The following is an 18308-nucleotide window of genomic DNA, read 5'->3' on the forward strand; positions in this document are numbered from 1 at the left end:
TTTAATTACCATCCTGGGTTTTGCGTAAGTTTTGGGTTAACAGTGATATCATAGGTCCTAATCGGCCACAGGTAATCTCTTGGCGCAATAAAACTCTGAGGGTAAATGGTTCTGACTTTATAATACTCCTGTTCTGTACCCTGAGATACACTCCAGCCGGTGATGTTTTGATTGAACATCTCGGTGGCCTTTTTCCATCTCAGAATATCCCAATATCGGCTCCCTTCAAATGCCAGCTCGATTAAGCGTTCCTGCTGGATGATTTCGCGCATTCCTGCCTGATTTCCGAATTTTGTTGGATTGCTTGAATAATCTGTCCATGCTTTTTGGACATCTAACAAGCCCGCGCGCTTACGAACCCGGTTGATATAGTCAAAAACCTCCCCATCAGGCGCAGTCAGCGTCTCATTTAAAGCTTCAGCATACATCAGGTAAAGATCTGCCAGTCTGACTTGTGGCCATGGATAGGCACGATAGGAAATATTGGAAGAAGTACTTGCCATGTTCCAGTCGACCACCTTTTTGATGAAATATCCGGTTTCATTATACCAGCCGTAATTATTGGCACCGGCAAGCTGAACAGATTTCCCTTCTAAAACATAAGTAGCTGAATCTGAACTCGTAGGGCTATCATATTTATACCATACCCCACCATCGAACCCAAGGTCAGCATAAAACCTCGGCTCTCTGTCGAAATTGAGACGCGCAGTGGTATAACCTTGTTTTACATGAAACCGTTCTCTTCTAATCGCAGTTCTCAGGGAATATTTATTGTTAAAATTCAGGGTTTTATCCTCGTTGATGGGCACACCATTGACGGTATAGAACTGTTCAGCAATTTTTATCGGTACACTCAATTGCTGTCTGGCAGTACCGACACCAATATTGGTGCTGATTCTCGCCATTGCATTTCTCTGCAGGCCTTCTGCGGCTAAAGAATTAGGATTCGCCCATACATGCTCAGCATTCCATCTTTCAGTAAATGCATTGCGGATGGACATTTGTCTTTTAGTGGTATCAGAAAGTTTAAATGCAGAAACCGGAAATTCATACAGTTTAAAACCTGCAGCTGTGGCTGATTCAATCGCTGCTTTCGCTGCGTCGGAGGCCAGCTTCCATTTATTGGCATCGTAACTGGTATTAAAAAGATTGATCCCATCCTGATCTTTGAAACCGATGTAATCGCTATTCCCGTTAAACAAGGGGCTTGCCGCCATTAATAAAACCTTGGCCTTAACTGCTAAAGCAATTGGTTTTGTGATGCGCCCCAGTTCCGAGCCACGATCGCCGATGATCAGGGGTAAAGTTGTGGCAGCCGAATCTAAAAGGCTGGTGATGTAAGTCACACCTTCATCAAAAGGCGCTCTTTTAACCCTGACATCATTTTCTGCCGCACTGATGTCGATGTTGCTTTTTACCAATGGAATAGGACCATACATCCGCAACAGGTAAAAATGATAATAGGCTTTTAAAAACTGTACTTCTGCAATCCAGCGTTCCCGTTCATCTTGCCTGAGGTCTAACACCTTAGTCGGATCCTTCACATTTGCTAAAAAGATATTGCAGTTGCGGATACCTGTGAATAGTCCGTAAAGATCTTGCGGGCCTCCACCTCCCCTTCGGGAACTCCAGGCGTTGGAATAAGGATCAGCTGCATTCTGCGAACCTCTCGCAATCTGCCAGGCATTGGGACCAAATTCCCGCTGGTCATAGGGGATCCAGACCTCATCACCGGCCATATATCCGATATTGTAGGTGGGATCTCCTTCTTTTGGAAGGAAAGAATAACAGGTGTACAGGTATTTCTCGGCCTCATTGCGTAAAGTAAAGGCATTGTCAATGGTCGGGATATTATCCGGTATGATGTCCAGATATTTCTTGCAGGAGGAGAAAGCCGTCAGCAATAACACGCTTATCATTAAATAGGGGCGTATTTTACTGGCTTTATTTAGGTTTAAATTATTCATGATTCTTAAAGTTCTACGTTGATACCAATGTTATATACCACCTGGATCGGATAGCCCAAGCCCTTTCCTCCCATTTCAGGATCCCATAGTTTGAAACTACTGAGGGCAGCAAGATTTGAGGAGTTCACATACATCCGGAGACTGGATAATCCGAGTCTTTTTGCGGTCTTATCTTTTAGAGAATAGCCCAGCTCGACGGTCTTCAATCTTAAAAATGAGCCATTGCGCATCCACCATGTAGAGGTTTTGTTGTTATTGGAAACCAGGGTCTGGCTCAATCTTGGCCATAAGGAATAGATATCACGGTTCTCTTCAGACCAGTAACTTTCTTTGATCACATCTAACAGGCCGTTCTGGTTTCCGTTTCTGAAAACAAAAGGGGCGATTTTTTCGGAGTCGATAAAAAAGGAAGAGCGGGCAGATCCCTGAAAAAATGCGCTCAGGTCGAAACCTTTAAACCCAACTGTTCCGCCGAAACCATAAATGATTTCCGGTGATTCAGGAAGCCCCAGAGGAACCATATCGGCATCACTGATGACGCCATCCTGATTTACATCACGGTATTTGATGTCTCCTCCACGGTAATCTATTCCCGCTACGGCACCAAACTGTTGCGGGGAGTTCATCGCCTCCTGATCATCAGTGAAGAGACGCTCAGCAATGTAACCGAAGCGCTGTGTAGAAGGGCGTCCTACGTGATATCTGTAGGCTTCCTTATCCGAAAATGCCGGTTCATCATAGACTAATATTTTGTTTTTTGCATAAGTGAAGTTACCTCTGCCCTGAATGTACATCCCATCGCCAAAACTCTTATTATAGTTCACTGAGATATCGGCACCCTCGCTCTGCATTTTGTTCGTGTTTGCCCTTACCGGAGCCTGAAGGCCCATACTTGAAGGTAAAAAGGTACGCTCGGTCAGGATGTTCGACCTGGTATTCCTGTAGATTTCAAGAGTGACATCCAATGCGTTTTTTATGTTAAAATCAAGTGCGAAGTTGATCTGTTTGGACCGCTCCCAGGTGATCAGGTTATTGGCATATCTGGATAGTGAAATTCCATTTCTATAGCCTTCTAAAAGCTCGCCAAAACGCGCGCCATAGGTGCCATCGTTCATGTTCACTTCAGACAGGTAAAAAAAACGGTCTTCCGTCTTTCCGATCTGGTCGTTCCCCACCAATCCGTAGGTTGCCCTTAGCTTCATACTCGGCATGAATGATTTCAGCGGCTCAAAAAACTTTTCATTGGAAATCACGTAACCCAGACCGAAGGAAGGGAAAAAGCCATATCTGTTGTTATCGGCAAAGCGTTCAGAACCGTTGTAACCGAAGCTAAACTCCGCCAGGTACCGGTTATCGTAACCATAAGTGGCTCTGCCGGAAACCCCGAGGTTCCTGGAAGGCAAGGAACGTTGTAAGGAACCTGCATTTCCCGAAAGGTAATTCCTCATGGTAGAGATCACCATCCCTGTAACCGCATGTTTTTCATTGAATGTCCGGTTGTAATTCAGCGCTGTTTCCACGTAAAAAGTGGAGTTGAGGTCTTTATCGCCTTCGCCATAGCTTAAATATTCTGTACCTACCGGGACTAATGATCCAATCCCTCCATCGTTAAGCGGAGATAAAGTGAGCTGTCCGTCGGGCTGAACGTTCGCGGAATAATAGAAAGGGCTGTATTGTCTGCTGACATTAAAAAATGAATACCTGCGTGCATAGGCCATCATTCTGGCACTCAGTCCGTTGGTAAAGAAGTTTAAATCCTGTTTCAGTTCCAGTTGCGTCTGGAGCGTGGAAGCATTTCTGTCTTCATAACCCTTTACCATTTCTGCATAAGGGTTAATATAGGTTCCATCCCCAATGGTTCTGGCATTCCCAAACAAAGGGTGTTTGGTAAATGGAGAATAACTGGCTGGATATACTGCAGGAAACATTACAGGATTTGAGCCGATGGCCTGAGTGAAGATCTTCTCTCCCCCGTTGATGCGGTTACCGTTCTCGTCTCTGCCACCAACCGGGCCGCGATAGTCATCAAACTGGCCGTATACCCTGATGATCGCTTCTGTAGTCGCAGTGATGTTTAAGTTGACATTGGACCTGATCGAGTAATTTTTCATCTTGATGTTGCTGTTGAAATTGTTCAGCTTATCAACTTTCAAAACTCCATTGTCTACATTATAAGTACCGGCAACATAGTAGCGTGCCTTTGCACTTCCTCCTGTTGCACTGATGTTGTACCGGTTGTTTATCGTCCTGTCTTTAATCAACAGGTCGATCCAGTTATTATTTGGATACAGCAATTCATTTTCACCGGCTGCAGTAGCATCAATTTTAGTCTGCAGATATGGAAGTATGGCCAATGGGTTCCTGGTTAAGGAGGCCTCATTTGCCATTTTCATATAAGAAATATTGTCTGCAAAGCGGAAGTTCCGTGCATTACCCGATAATGAGGTTTCAGTTCTGAAGCTGAATTTCGTTTTTCCATCGACTCCTGATTTGGTGATGATGATGATCACCCCATTGGCACCACGGGCACCATAAACCGCAGAAGCAGTTGCATCCTTTAAAACATTGAATGAAGCAATGTCGTCGGGCTGTAAACGTGCCATATCGTTGTTACTCGATTCAATCCCATCAATCAGGATTAAAGGATCCTGCTTTCCTGCACCGAAACTTCCCAGTCCGCGGATAAAGAAATTGGCATTATCGCCCCCCGGTTCGCCACTACGCTGGTAAGCCACCATACCTGCTACCCTACCTGCAAGCATGGTGGTCAGGTTACTGGTTGGCCCCTTTAGTTCTTTCGGGTTAATGGAAATGATGGAACTGATGACACTCGTTTTCTTTTGCGTTCCAAATCCGACCACAGTGACTTCTTCTAAGGCACTCGCATCCGGTAACAAGGTGACTGAAATCGTGTAAACACCTTCCGAATTGGGTTTATAATCCGAAACAGCGACTGTTTTTGGTTTATAACCCACAAAAGAAAATATTAATTTTGAGGTTTTAGGGACCTTTATGGTATACTGGCCGGACTGATTTGTAGATACTCCGTTTTTTGAATCTGTATGCCTTACTGTTGCTGAAGGAATACCACCGATACTGTCTCTTACGAAGCCTTTTACGGTTACTTCCGTTTGTGCAGATGCGGCAAAAGTAAAGGCCATAAGGAAACAGCAAAGACACCAGCTGTATTTAAGTAGCGTTTTATTCATGTTTGCTTTGTTTGATTTGGTGAGTTAATTTTCTGTTTGCATCCTGCAAAATTCTGAGCCTGGAACAGGGCTTTTCTAATTTGGAAGCATTTGGACTTCCATCGGTTCGTTTCATACTGGTTTGGTTGGTTTGTTAATTATTTATTTTGGTTTAGGTATTGCGTATCAGAGGCGGGTATCCCCAAAAAAGGAGACCAGGCAGGGCTCATATTAAACGTCAATATAACAGTTATTAAATCCGGCAAAAAAATATCGCCTGTAGCCTGCTGTATTTTAGTTTATATCATTAGAAAAACGGGTAAGTAATGAACAGGAAAGCCTGAGGGGTTTGTGGTGAGGGTATTCATGGTTTTATAGTTTGGTTGTATACAAATCTAACTACGGCAGCAGCATAAATATGGGGGGTATAATGGTAAAATGTAAGGGGTGAACTCGTTTTTAAGGCTCATTTCAGGCAAAATTGATTAACTTGTGTCAGTTAATTCTAACCAAATCAGGGGGTACTAAACATTTTCATGAAGGGATATTTTTGTCTTGTTCTCATTCTTTTGAGCAGTCTCTATTCGAGCGCCGTTAATCATCCGTATTTATATTATCTGGGAATTGAAAATGGCTTGTCAAACAATGCCGTCACCAGTATCTATCAGGACAAATATGGCTTCCTATGGTTCGGAACTTATGAGGGATTAAACCGATATGATGGTTACAAATTTCAGGTATTCAGGAATAAGCTGAATGATCAAACTTCCTTAATTGACAACCGCATTGTATGCATCCAGGAAGATACCCATCACAACCTCATCATAGGCACAAAAAAAGGGGCTAACTTATACCATGTGGCCAGCGGTAAGTTCAGCATGATCAGGTTTCGGCATCAAAAAGGTTTCCGGGACATCTCTTATGCGGTCAATGGATTGGTCAGGGACGAACAGGATCAGGTTTACATCGCAACCGATGGACAAGGCCTGCTGGAGTATGGAAAGGATAAAGATATCGCCCTGCAAATTCCCTATAAAAACGGCAAATATCAAAGTAATTCCTATCATGTAAAATCTATAAAAATAGACCAGCATAAAAACATTTGGCTTTATATTCAGGAATATGGTCTGTGTTTGTATCGTCCGAAAACAAAACAAATTACCCCTGTACAGGATTTTGCGATAGATGTTCAATGTATGGCCCCCGATGGTCTGGGCAATATCTGGATTGGAAATGAGTCCGGTCTTTATAAATATCAGATTGGATCAAAAACATTGCTGCCCTATAACCATAAGAACGGGATTGAACTAAACAACACGGTACTTGACTTGTCTGTAGATAAGGAACATAAATTATGGATCAGCACCGATGGAGGCGGGATCATCAGCTATGACATTCAGAAAGAAAAATCAGCTCATCTAAAATCCGGGAAGGAACCGGGAATGTTAACCAGCAGTGCGGTTAACACTGTTTTTGAGGATAAAGACCAAAGGTTATGGATTGGTACCTTAAGGGGTGGGATCAATATCATAGATAAACATAAAACCAGGTTTAAGACCATCAATTCCACCCCTTTTAAAGCCAGCGGACTGATCAGCAACTTCATTCTGTCCTTTTGTGAAGATCCTCAAGGTAATGTATGGGTAGGTACAGACGGAGAAGGTTTAAGTTACTGGGATCGACAGAACAATCAATTTACCAGCTATGTCCACAAGCCTTCTGATCCGAATTCCTTAAGCAATAACAACGTTGCCGGTATTGTGAGAGATGAAAAAAGCAACCTATGGATGGCCACTTATGGTGGAGGAGTGAACCGGTTCAATCCGGCTACGGGTAATTTCCAATACTATCCCTGCTTCAATACTGAAACCGGGATTATGGATAAAAATGCCTGGAGCATTTACGAGGATAAATCTAAGCACATCTGGGTTGGGACCTGCTCTGATGGCGGAACCTACCAGCTCAATACGGCGACAAATAAATTTGAGCTATTTGATGCACAACTTAAAAATGTGATCTCCATTAATGAGGACCGGCAAGGCGTATTGTGGATGGGTACCTTCTCCTCCCTGATCCGGGTAGACCTTAAAAACAGAAAGCATAGGACGTACCCCATGAATACGGCAGTAAGGGTGATTTATGAGGACAAAAAAGGTCATTTCTGGATAGGCACTGAAGGTGGCGGTTTGCTGTTATTTGACCGCAAGACCGGCGTCTATAAAACCTGGTCTCAAAAAGACGGATTAAGTGGCAATGCCGTGTTGAACATCCTGGAAGATGATACCGGCAGCCTTTGGATCTCCACCTTTAGCGGATTAAGCCGTTTTACCCCTTCGAACGGGCAGTTTAAAAATTTCCATGAAATGGATGGGCTGCAAAGCAATCAGTTTAATTACAATGCAGCGCTGAAACTCAAATCCGGAGAGTTCTTATTTGGTGGCATTAAAGGTTTCAACCTCTTTCGGCCGGAGCAAATCAAGCCGCATTCGATTGAACCCAGACTACTCATTACTAATCTTGGAACCAACAACATCCCCTATGAGCAGGACGACAGCTTTGAAGATAAAAAAAGCGTATTCGAGGTAGAGAAAATCACCCTGCCCTACGATAAGGCCGTACTTTCTGTCGGCTTCGCTGCCCTGGAGTACTCCTCCCCTAACAAAATTTCCTATGCCTATTACCTGGAAGGCTGGGACAATACCTGGAACGATCCCGGGATCAACAGAACTGTCAATTACTCTAAATTACCGGAAGGCAGTTACCGGTTGAGGATTAAGTCGACCAATGCGGAAGGCAAATGGCTCCAAAATGAACGGATATTGCTCATCGAAGTGATGCCACCATGGTGGAGGTCTTACTGGGCTTATTTCTTATATGCGATTGGCTTTGCCGGCTCCATCTATATTTATCTGAATTATCAGAAAAGACAAACCGCTTTGCGGTACCAGGTAGAACTCGCCCATTTGAAAGTAGCCCAGGAACAAGAGCTTAATGAAAAAAAACTGGGATTTTTCACCAACGTATCCCATGAGTTCCGGACGCCCCTCACCCTGATCATCAATCCGCTGAAGGACATTCTGAATCACCATACTCAGGTAGACGCCAAGGAGTTAACCGTTGTTTACAGAAACGCAAGAAGGTTATTGAGTTTGGTGGATCAGTTGTTGCTTTTCAGGAAGTCCGACGCAGAAAATCTGAAGATCACAAAAACCGATCTGGTTGTTTTTTGCAAAGAGGTTTATTTTTGCTTCAGTCAGCAGGCCAAATCAAGGAATATACAGTTTAGTTTTTCCAGCAGCGCAGCACATATTGACCTGTATATGGACCGGGAGAAAATTGAGATTTCTTTGTTTAACCTGATTTCCAATGCCTTTAAATTCAGTCCTGATGGCGGTAAGATTGAAATGTCCATCAAAGAGGCAGAAGATGAAGTCGCCATTCACATTACTGACACAGGAACTGGTATCTCCGCGGAGGTTGGAAACAAGTTATTTGCCAGGTTCTATCAGGCGACAGAGAAAAACCAGACTTCCAAGCCGGGATTTGGCATCGGTCTTTACCTGGTCAACAAGTTTGTTAACCAGCATTTTGGAAAAATCAGCTATTCCAGTACACCTGGAAAAGGGACAGAATTTCTCCTTAAATTGTTAAAAGGCAAGGCTCATTTCCCTGGTCAGCAGATTCATGAACATACCGATGAGACCCCTGTATTTCTGGAGGAACTAATCATAGAGTATCATCATTTACCTGTTGTGAACCCAGTGCCGGCGGAAGTATCAAATGAACTTAGCACCGACAAATCAGGGATTCTCATTGTAGATGACAATGAGGAAATCCGTACTTACATCAGGCAACTATTTATGCCTGATTATATCGTGTACGAAGCAGCAAGCGGGGAAGAAGGATTGGCTATGGTCAGCGCAAACATGCCGGATATTGTGATTACCGATGTAGTGATGAAGGAACTGAGCGGCGTGGAACTTTGTACAAAGATTAAAGAAGATCCTCATTTAAGCCATATTCCTGTGATTTTGCTGACCTCCAGTTCTTCAGCAGAAATTAAGCTGAAAGGGATTGAAGGGGGTGCAGACGATCACATTACCAAACCTTTCGATAAAGAGATGTTGTTGGCCAGGGTGGCTAACCTTTTGAAAAGCAGAAGCACTTTGCAAAACTATTTTTACAACGAGATCACCCTGCAATCCGACAATTCCAGAGTATCAAAAGAGAATAAAGAATTTTTAGAAAGATGTATAGTAATCACGGAAAATCATTTGAATAATCCGGATTTTAGCATCAAAATCCTCGCTGATGAAGTGGGCATGAGTCATTCCGCCTTATACAAAAAAGTAAAAACCATTTCCGGAAAAACCATCAATGAATTCATCCGGTACATCAAATTGCGAAGTGCGGCTCAATTATTCATCCATTCCGAGCATAATGTAAATCAGGTGGCCTTTCAATCCGGCTTTAGCGACATTAAGTATTTCAGGGAGCAGTTTCAGAAATTATTTGGTTTGCGGCCTTCGGAGTATATCAAGAAATACCGCAAACCATTTGCGAAAGGTTACAAATTGAGCAAATGAGGACTAATCAATTCCCATGATTAATTGCTTTGATTAATCATGGGACTGGCTTCCATTCCAGGACCTGAACCAGGCTTGGTTTGTTATTGGCTTTCCCCTCCCCGTCTACCTGCTCCACACGTTGCAGGAAGAGGTCTAATCTTCCTTTAGTTCTCCATAGTTCGGTATCATAACTCGGCTCCCAATCGCCCACCGTACTTTGACTAAGGTCGGTAATCTCCCAGTTATTTTGTTGTAAATCTCTGCAAAGAGCAAGGGAAACCTTATTTCCACGTTCCAGATCTCTGAAAATCAAGGCTACATTTAAGAGGTCTTTACTTTTCCAGGCAACAACCTGTGGCCTGGATATAGGGATACGTTTTGTACCTGCGCCGCTCAGGGAAAAATCTGTACTGCGAAAGTCCAATGTATTTACCTGCCAGCTTTTACCATCGTGATAGACCAGGTGGTATTGTGGAGCCGCTGAACCTTTATCTTTCCAGTATCCGGCGATGTACGGATTTCCGGCATCGTCTGCAAACATGGAAGTCTGGTTGATCAGCTCCGTTTTTTGGGGAATCATTGCTGCATATTCTGCATTTTTATGATGGATTGGAAGTTGGTAAGCCTGCCCTGCCGCATTTTCCCAGGTTAGTCCGCCATCTTTAGACCGTGCATAACAGAGGTCATGATTGCTGCTCACATCCGGACTTTCGCGCCATACCCAGGAAAGGTGTATCGTTCCCTTATCGTCTATTGCCGTTTGCCAGTAGGCATTGCGTTTCCCTTCCCCATCAATCAGGTTATCTTGTATCCTCTGCCATTTTTTCGTTCCGGAGTTATAGCTGTTGATCATCAGGTTCCCGTTTCCTGATCCCCCATCCCGGTATATAAACAGGAGTGTTCCCTTAGCCAGTTTATAAAATTCCGGATAACTGACCTTGTTTTCTTTTGTACCCAGCATGGCTTCCGGTGTTCCCAAAACTAAAGAACCGGCGGTAATGCTTCTGACATAGTTGAGTCCGTTGTTGTGTTGCCCCCAGGCTACATGCAGATAGCCGCGGTCGTCCACTATAATGCTGATGGATTTATGTGCATCTCCTGCATCGGCTTTATAGACGCTCCGCAAAACCTCCCATTTCTTTTTATTGATGCTGCGTTTGGCAACTACCAGGTATTGATCCGCATCATAATAAGCGGCGTATTGTGTATTTTTAAAAGTAACCAGTGAGTTTTTCCGGAAGACGACAACATTTACAGAATTGTTGGCCCAGCCATTTTCTGCGATGGTGCTCATCACCGGCTTTTTATCCAGGTACCGATACAGTTCTGCACCCGCCAGCAAAAAAGCACCTACGCCAAAATTGGCGGTAGAATTTGCATTTACGATTTGTCCGGGAATCGCTTTTTCACCGATCGGCTGAATATAGCCCACACTGCCATCTTTCTGTAATGCCACTTCCGACAAGTATTTCCAGCCCTTCAGTGCCGCATTCAGGTAGTTTTTTTCTTTCAGATAACCATTGTTAATGCCCCAGAATAAGCCATAGGTAAAAAAGGCCGTACCACTGGTTTCTGGTCCTGGTGCATGGTCTTTATCCAACATACTTCTGGTCCAATACCCTTCCTCCTGCTGACTTTTTAAAATGGCCTTAGCGAGGGTTTGGTATTTGGAAACGTATAAATTGTAATGCGGATCATCTGCAGGCAGGTCCTTCAGGACCTTTGCCAGACCGGCAAAGACCCAGCCATTCCCTCTTGCCCAGAAATCCTTTTTATGATTTAAGGTTTTGTGTTTAGAGTATACATATTTGGCATCTCTATAATACAAACCTGTTTTCTGATCGTACATGATGTGGTTTGCATATTCAAAATACTCGTGTAGCTTTTCCAGGTAGCGTTTATCGCCGGTTGTTTTATACAACTTTGTCATTACCGGCATCACCATGTACAACCCATCTGCCCACCACCAGTAATCTTTCGCAACAGTGCTCATTTGGTATTCCATCACCTCTTTGGCTCTGGCTATTTTATGGCTTTCGGGCTTTAAGTGATACAGATCGATATAGGTCTGGAAACAGATTTGCCAGTCGCCAAAAAGTACGTAATCATCTTTTTCACCATATTGGTATTTCCAGGTCGATTTATCGGTAGATTTGGCGCCCATCCATTGGTTATAATTCGCCCAGCGTTCGGAATACAATCTGTAATTTTCATCGCCGGTGATGGCAAGCAATTCCATGTTGCCGGTATGGTAAGCCGCCTCGTCCCAAAATGCCCGGACTTCTGGTTTATGATTGGCCTGCCAATGGTTATTTACCTTTTTCAGGAGATTTAGCAAGGTTACTTTGACCGGTTTTTCTTGCTGCTGTTCTTGTTTTTGCAGTCCTTTTTCTTGTTCTTGCAATACTCTTTCTTGTTCTTGCGGCGTGCGTTGTTGTGTTTGTTGTTCTATCTGCTTTTGTGCGAAGAGTCGCGACGCAAACAGGACCAGCAATAATGCGAGGATATGCTTTCTCATCAATCCGCTAAGTAAATGCCCTTCAATGTGAGTTGTACTACCTTGATGTTTCCATTTGTATCAAACTCTAACTTATCAATACATACTTCCCGATGATAACCCGCGGATTGTCCCATTCCCAATCCATGCGGACGCGTGAAACGATGGTAAACGATATACCAATCGTCTTTTCCAGGCACCTGGATCACTGAATTGTGCCCTGTTGCGTAAATCCCCTGTTTTACATCTTTGGAAAGGATCAGGTTATTTTCAGGCAGGTTAATTTTGCCCGTTGGTGTATCCGAAATTCCATACCTCACCCCATAATCTGCATCTCTGGTATCGTTCTGAGACCATAAAAAATAATACTTACCCTTTCTGTAAAACACTTCAGTTCCTTCTCTGTAGGTTTCATCAGGAGTGATCACTTTAACAGAGGAAGAGTCTATGGAGATCATGTCATCATTTAATAAGGCCACAGCCATGTAACCATTTCCCCAGTACAAATAGCTCTTTCCGCTTTTAGGATCCGTAAATACATCAGGGTCTATTTCTTGTCCACCTTTAATGCCCTGAGGTTTTCCTGCTATGAGTGCTTTTCCGCTATCTTTAAAGGGACCGGAAGGATCATCCGCTACCGCAACGCCTATTTTCTGTGCAGCAGTAAAATAATAGTAGTATTTATAACTGCCATTGATCTTCTTTTCAGCGATCGTCGGCGCCCAGGCATTTCTCTTTGCCCAGCTTACATCCCTGGGTAGATCTAAGATGACACCTTCATCTTTCCAACCTGCCAGATTTGAGGAGGAGAATGTTTTGAAATAGTTTCCGGCCCAATCCGTAAAACCATCGCTGGTAGGATATAAATGGTATTTTCCTGTTTTATGGGAATAGAGAATCTCCGGATCTGCATAATAGCCATTCAGGACCGGATTCAGGTCTATTGAAGCGCTAACTTCATAGACTTTCGGTTTACCTCCGGGCGAGCTGACTTTTAGCTTTACCGGGCCTTTTGTAAAATCATAGGGTGCCTTTGGGCTGATGTCCATACCTGGAAAAATCACAAAACCCGGATCGAATGATTTAAGGAGATTGCCATGCTTTACCGGCAAATAAAGTGTTGAGTTCGTCGTATCGACCACCACATTGTTCCTTTTAATTGCTGCAGATTGGAAAGAATTCAGCAGGTTTTCAGGTCTATACCATTTTTTCAGCAATGCATTTGCTTCCTGCGTAGTAATGGGCAGCACCGTGCCATGACGGGGATGAAAATCCATCTTCACATCATGATCCACCACGGTAAATTGCTTCAAATCTTTTGTTTTGGTAAACTGGTATCGGCCTTTGGTGTATACATCATACATCAGAATATACCCTTCCCCGTTATTGAGTTTGAATACCCCCGCACCTTCTACCGGATCCTTTGTCTGCTGCACGTTACCCTCACGCAATACATACCCTTCTTTTAGCTGATCTGAAACTGCAACACGAATGCCCAGTCCCTCACCTTCAGTTTTAAAGAACAAATGGTATTTCCCCTGGTCAAAGATGATGTCGCCATCAATGCAGGCACCGTTGGTTGGACTAAAGAACAATTGTTTGGGCGCTGTTTCCAGGTCTGTAAAATCTTTATTTGCATAGGCCCAGTAGATCTTATCCGGATCTGCGCCATGTTTCATCGACCAATAGACCATGTATTTACCCGCTTTCTGATCATATATCGTTTGAGGTGCCCAGACTCTCAATAAATTTTCCTGACCAGGAAACCGTTTCTGGATATTGACGATACTTGAAGTCCAGTTGATCAGGTCCGTAGATTTTAACAGAACCATCGCCCTGTTCGAGTCCCAGCCTTTGGCTGAAACCATATCGGTAACCACCATATAGAAAGTTTTACCATCTGCTCCACGTAAAATATGGGGATCACGTACGCCCCCTGTTGAACTGATTACTGCAGAGCTGATCACTGGCTGATCGTTATTTAGTGCCCTGTAGGTATACCCATCACTACTGATTGCAAAACGGATAGATTCTTCCACGCCGCTGTTGCCGGTAAAATAGGTGAAAAGATAAGCTGTGTTTTTTTGTTTCTGGGCCAGCGCAGACCAAGATGTCAGGACAAGAACAAGGCAGCTCAGTAATAATTTATGGCAGTTACGGTTAAATTTTATATTCATTGTGGTTCATTTATCAGCTATCCTTTATTTGTTGCTCCGCTATTTGTTGCTCCGTTATTTATAGCTAACTTTAAGCATCATAAAAGAATTTGCCGGCATTTTCAGGGTTGTATTTTTCCCTTTTAATTTCAGCATCGATTCTGAGGGAACAATGTTTGAAGGTTTTGCTATTGAATTTTGGTCCAGAAGATCTCCTTTAACCGTTGTTAACTTTCCTTCCGCAGCCAATTTCTTTATTCCCTCAAAAGTTACCTGTTTAGTTCTTTCCGTTGTATTGGTATTGACCAGTTTAACGATGACCTCTTTTTTAATGCTGTCGACCACTGCTGAAACGTATAAACCATCCTGACCGGAAAGTGATTTTCCATCCGCTAAAGCAGGTGAAACCTGTGTGCCTTTATTGGTAGAAAAAAGCTTCTGAACATAGTAATTTGGCGTTCCATATATACTCATATTATCTACCCAAATCAGGTCTGGTGCCCATTGCCAACCTTCGGTATTCGCAAATAAAGGCGCATAAGAGGCCATATTAACCACCGCTGCATTGCGTTCCAGTCCGGTCATAAAGGCCGCTTCGGCCAATGCTGCCTGCCATATGTTTTTGTTACTTCCTGTTGCGTCTCCTTTGATATGAGCAGCATATTCTCCTGCAAAAATCTTTGCCCCCTGACGATCGTAATTGTCATATCGTGCTGCATTTTTAAGGAACCATTCCGGAGAACGGTAATAATGTTCGTCTATAATATCTGCTTTCATTCCACGCAGTTCTTTATCCAGGTAACGGAATTCGTCATTATCGGGGCCTGTACCAGAACTGAAGATCAGGTTGATCTCCGGATATTTTGCTTTAATGGCCTGTTGAAATGCTTTTGCACGTTCAATGTACTGAGGGCCCCAGTTCTCATTGCCCACTCCTAAGTATTTCATATTAAATGGTTCCGCATGTCCCATTGATGCGCGAACTTTTCCCCATTCAGAAGCAGCATCGCCGTTGGCAAACTCGATCAGGTCCAGGGCATCCTGGATATAGGGATCCAGCTGATCCAAAGCAACCACTTCAGCGGTATTAAACTGACAAGCCATTCCGCAGTTCAGGATCGGCAATGCGGCTGCGCCGATGTCTTCGGCCAATTGAAAATACTCAAAAAATCCGAGTCCAAAGGTTTGAAAATAATCAGGGGACGGGCGATGGTTGAACTCCACATTCCAGCGGTTCATGATCAATTGACGTTCTTCAATCGGTCCTATTGTTTTTTTCCATTGGTACCTGTTGGCCAGGTCAATTCCTTCGACAATACAACCACCCGGAAAACGGATAAAACCTGGCTTCATGTCTGCCAGCATCTGGATCATATCCCTGCGCATGCCCTTCTTACGGCCCTTCCAGGTATCCTCAGGAAACAAGGAGATCATGTCCATATCCAGGACACCATTTCCTTCAAACCAGATGTTCAATTTGGCTTTCGCTGCAGTGGCATCCGCTATAAAGCTCAGTTCCTGGCTTTTCCATTGTCCTGAAGCATCAGCCGGTTTCATTGATCCTCTTGCCAATACTATATTTCCCTCATCCAGCAGTTCCACATGGAGGGTGATTCCCGGACTTTGCTGTCTGTACAGCAGGGAGAAGTCGTACTTCAGGCCCTTTTTTACACCCATACCTCCTTTGAAACCTTCATTACTGATCCCTGCTTCTCCTTTTGCAGCTCCTTTGATTGTCGCCCTCAGGTACCTTGGATTTGCAAGGTTTGCTCCCTGCCTGTTCTGTACGAGCAGGTCGCCCTCCCCGATCTTTTTTCCTTTTACGGACCAGCCCATCAGGGGTTTCAGGAATTCAAACGAGCGGTTCTTTACCATTTCGGCATAGATACCGCCGTCTGCCCCCATATTGATGTCTTCAAAAAACACGCCCCACATGGTTGGTGACACTTTCCCTTCGGATTTAGCCGCATTGACCACAATAACTTCAGGTTGTTGTGCCCCTGCACTAAAAAATGTCCCGGCCAAAAGCAGGGCGATTAAGTTGCTTTTATATTTCATATTATTTTATGCCTTCAGTAGTCATGATGATCTTTTTCATACTTCCATCTTTATTATAGTATAATCTGTCGATGCAAACAGAACGCCTGTAACTGCCGCCGTTGGGATTAATGGCGCCATTGTGGTAAATGAAATAATCTTTTCCCTTAAACTGGATGATGGATTGGTGGTTCGTATTCGAATTACCTGCGATTTCGTTTAAAATGCCTTTATACACCCATGGTCCATTGATATTTTTGCTCATCGAATAGGCGATCTTTTCCGGAAATTCTACCGCGTAGGAAAGGTAGTACCAGTCTTTGCGTTTATGGATCCAAGGTGCTTCTGTGAATTTGGGCAAGCCCTGGATGGTGTTGATTTCGCCGTCAAATTCCAGCATGTTTTCTTTTAGTTTTGCATAGTAGCAGGCGGTATTTCCCCAGAAAAGGTAGGCCTGTCCGTCGTCATCAATGAACACTGAAGGATCAATGTCATCCCAGGTAATTTTAGTGGAAGTCGTCATTTCATTGCTGACTAAAGCTTTACCAATCGCATCTTTAAAGGGGCCAAGCGGATGATCTGCCACCGCAATACCTATGGCCTTCCCTCCATTCTGATGCTCTACAGCAACGTACCAGTAAAATCTACCTTTAAGTGCGATGACCTGTGAAGCCCAGGCATCCCCTTTTGCCCATTGAAAAGCTTTTACATTCAGCGGAGAAGGGTGTGCTTTCCAGCTGCGCATATCTGCCGAGGAATAGACCAGCCATTCTTTCATTTCATAATAATTTTTCGAATCCGGCGCCTCATCATGTCCCGCGTACAGGTAAACGCTGTCTTTATAGACCATTGCTGCAGGATCTGCCGTAAACTTATCGGTGACGATTGGGTTGCCCTCTTTTTTAATCACCTGAGCATTTGAAAAATCAGGAGCAAGAATTGCTAAAATCAGCAGAGCTGGCTGGTACTTTAAAAAATCCATACTTGGTTCCGGTTCGTTGGTTATTGGGTTGCCTGATTACCTGGTTGTGTCCAATCAGGAACCTGCCGGGCGATCATTCCCAGCCCTGCTAATGTATGAATTATATATTAAACGTCAAATCAACGATTATTATTTTTGTAGCTTTGAGTTAAATTTTTATAAATTGCTTTTGATAAATACATCTACTCTATGATTACCTATTCTGAACAGACGCGCGTTCTGGTTGCAGTCGACTGCATCATCTTTGGCTTTGACGGCGAACAATTGAAAATATTACTCATCAAAAGAGGCTTCCAGCCTGCAAAAGACCAATGGAGTCTGATGGGTGGTTTTGTGGGGGCCGATGAAAACTTATATGGTGCAGCAGAGCGCATCCTGTATCAGCTGACCGGGCTTAAAGATTTATACCTGGAACAGCTCAAGGCTTATGGAAGTCCGGAAAGAGATCCGATAGAGCGGACCATATCAGTTGCCTATTTTGCATTGATAGACATCAATAAATACAAAACACAGATCAGCGACCGCTACCATGCGGAATGGTTCCTGATCAACGATGCCCCCTCCCTCATCTTTGATCACGACATTATGGTCGAAGAAGCTAAAAAAAGAATTCGCTACAAAGCAGCCCTGCACCCTATTCTGTTTGAATTGCTACCGAAAAAATTCACCATTCCTCAATTGCAGAATCTTTACGAACAGGTATACAATACCAAAATCGACAACAGGAATTTTATCCGTAAAGTCAATTCTACAGACCTGCTCATCAAACTCAGTGAAAAAGATAAATCCAGTTCCAAACGGGGTGCTTTTTATTATACATTGGATAAAAATAAATACAAGGCCAAGTTCCAGTCCTTCTTAAATTTCATCCCAAATCCCGAGCATCTGATCAGTATGTAATCCGGCCGGTCTG

General features: G+C 43.7%; 8 protein-coding genes. 2 read left to right on the plus strand and 6 right to left on the minus strand.

Annotation, left to right across the window (positions count from 1 at the left end):
• Positions 1-5: 5 nt before the first annotated feature.
• Positions 6-1967, minus strand: a complete 1962-nt coding sequence (locus tag BLQ87_RS14120) for a RagB/SusD family nutrient uptake outer membrane protein (protein ID WP_083361866.1) — start codon at positions 1965-1967, stop codon at positions 6-8.
• 5 nt (positions 1968-1972) lie between these two features.
• On the minus strand, positions 1973-5176 hold the full coding sequence (locus BLQ87_RS14125; protein ID WP_083361867.1) for a SusC/RagA family TonB-linked outer membrane protein: 3204 nt from the start codon (positions 5174-5176) through the stop codon (positions 1973-1975).
• A gap of 515 nt (positions 5177-5691) precedes the next feature.
• On the opposite strand from BLQ87_RS14125, the gene BLQ87_RS14130 reads away from it, so the two are divergent.
• On the plus strand, positions 5692-9741 hold the full coding sequence (locus tag BLQ87_RS14130; RefSeq protein WP_074607723.1) for a hybrid sensor histidine kinase/response regulator transcription factor: 4050 nt from the start codon (positions 5692-5694) through the stop codon (positions 9739-9741).
• A gap of 37 nt (positions 9742-9778) precedes the next feature.
• Here the strand turns inward: BLQ87_RS14130 and BLQ87_RS34045 are convergent, their stop codons facing one another.
• From BLQ87_RS34045 to BLQ87_RS14155, 4 genes are read right to left on the minus strand one after another with little or no spacing between them, the layout of a single operon-like run.
• Positions 9779-12241, minus strand: a complete 2463-nt coding sequence (locus tag BLQ87_RS34045) for a BNR-4 repeat-containing protein (RefSeq protein WP_083361868.1) — start codon at positions 12239-12241, stop codon at positions 9779-9781.
• The gene (locus tag BLQ87_RS14145) at positions 12241-14397 is read right to left on the minus strand and encodes a glycoside hydrolase family 43 protein (protein ID WP_074607725.1); all 2157 of its coding nucleotides are present in this window, start codon (positions 14395-14397) and stop codon (positions 12241-12243) included. Before BLQ87_RS14145 ends, BLQ87_RS34045 begins: the two co-directional genes overlap by 1 nt.
• Positions 14398-14451: 54 nt before the next feature.
• The gene (locus BLQ87_RS14150; RefSeq protein WP_074607727.1) at positions 14452-16434 is read right to left on the minus strand and encodes an alpha-L-arabinofuranosidase C-terminal domain-containing protein; all 1983 of its coding nucleotides are present in this window, start codon (positions 16432-16434) and stop codon (positions 14452-14454) included.
• 1 nt (position 16435) lies between these two features.
• Positions 16436-17395, minus strand: coding sequence for a glycoside hydrolase family 43 protein (locus BLQ87_RS14155; protein ID WP_083361869.1), 960 nt, complete (start codon positions 17393-17395; stop codon positions 16436-16438).
• A 189-nt stretch (positions 17396-17584) separates the two neighbouring features.
• Here BLQ87_RS14155 and BLQ87_RS14160 point away from each other — a divergent pair, with 189 nt between their 5' ends.
• A complete protein-coding gene (locus BLQ87_RS14160) occupies positions 17585-18295 on the plus strand; it encodes an NUDIX hydrolase (RefSeq protein ID WP_074607730.1) in 711 nt (236 codons plus the stop codon).
• The last annotated feature ends 13 nt before the right edge of the window (positions 18296-18308 follow it).

It is taken from the genome of Pedobacter steynii (assembly GCF_900103665.1).
Lineage (GTDB): Bacteria > Bacteroidota > Bacteroidia > Sphingobacteriales > Sphingobacteriaceae > Pedobacter > Pedobacter steynii.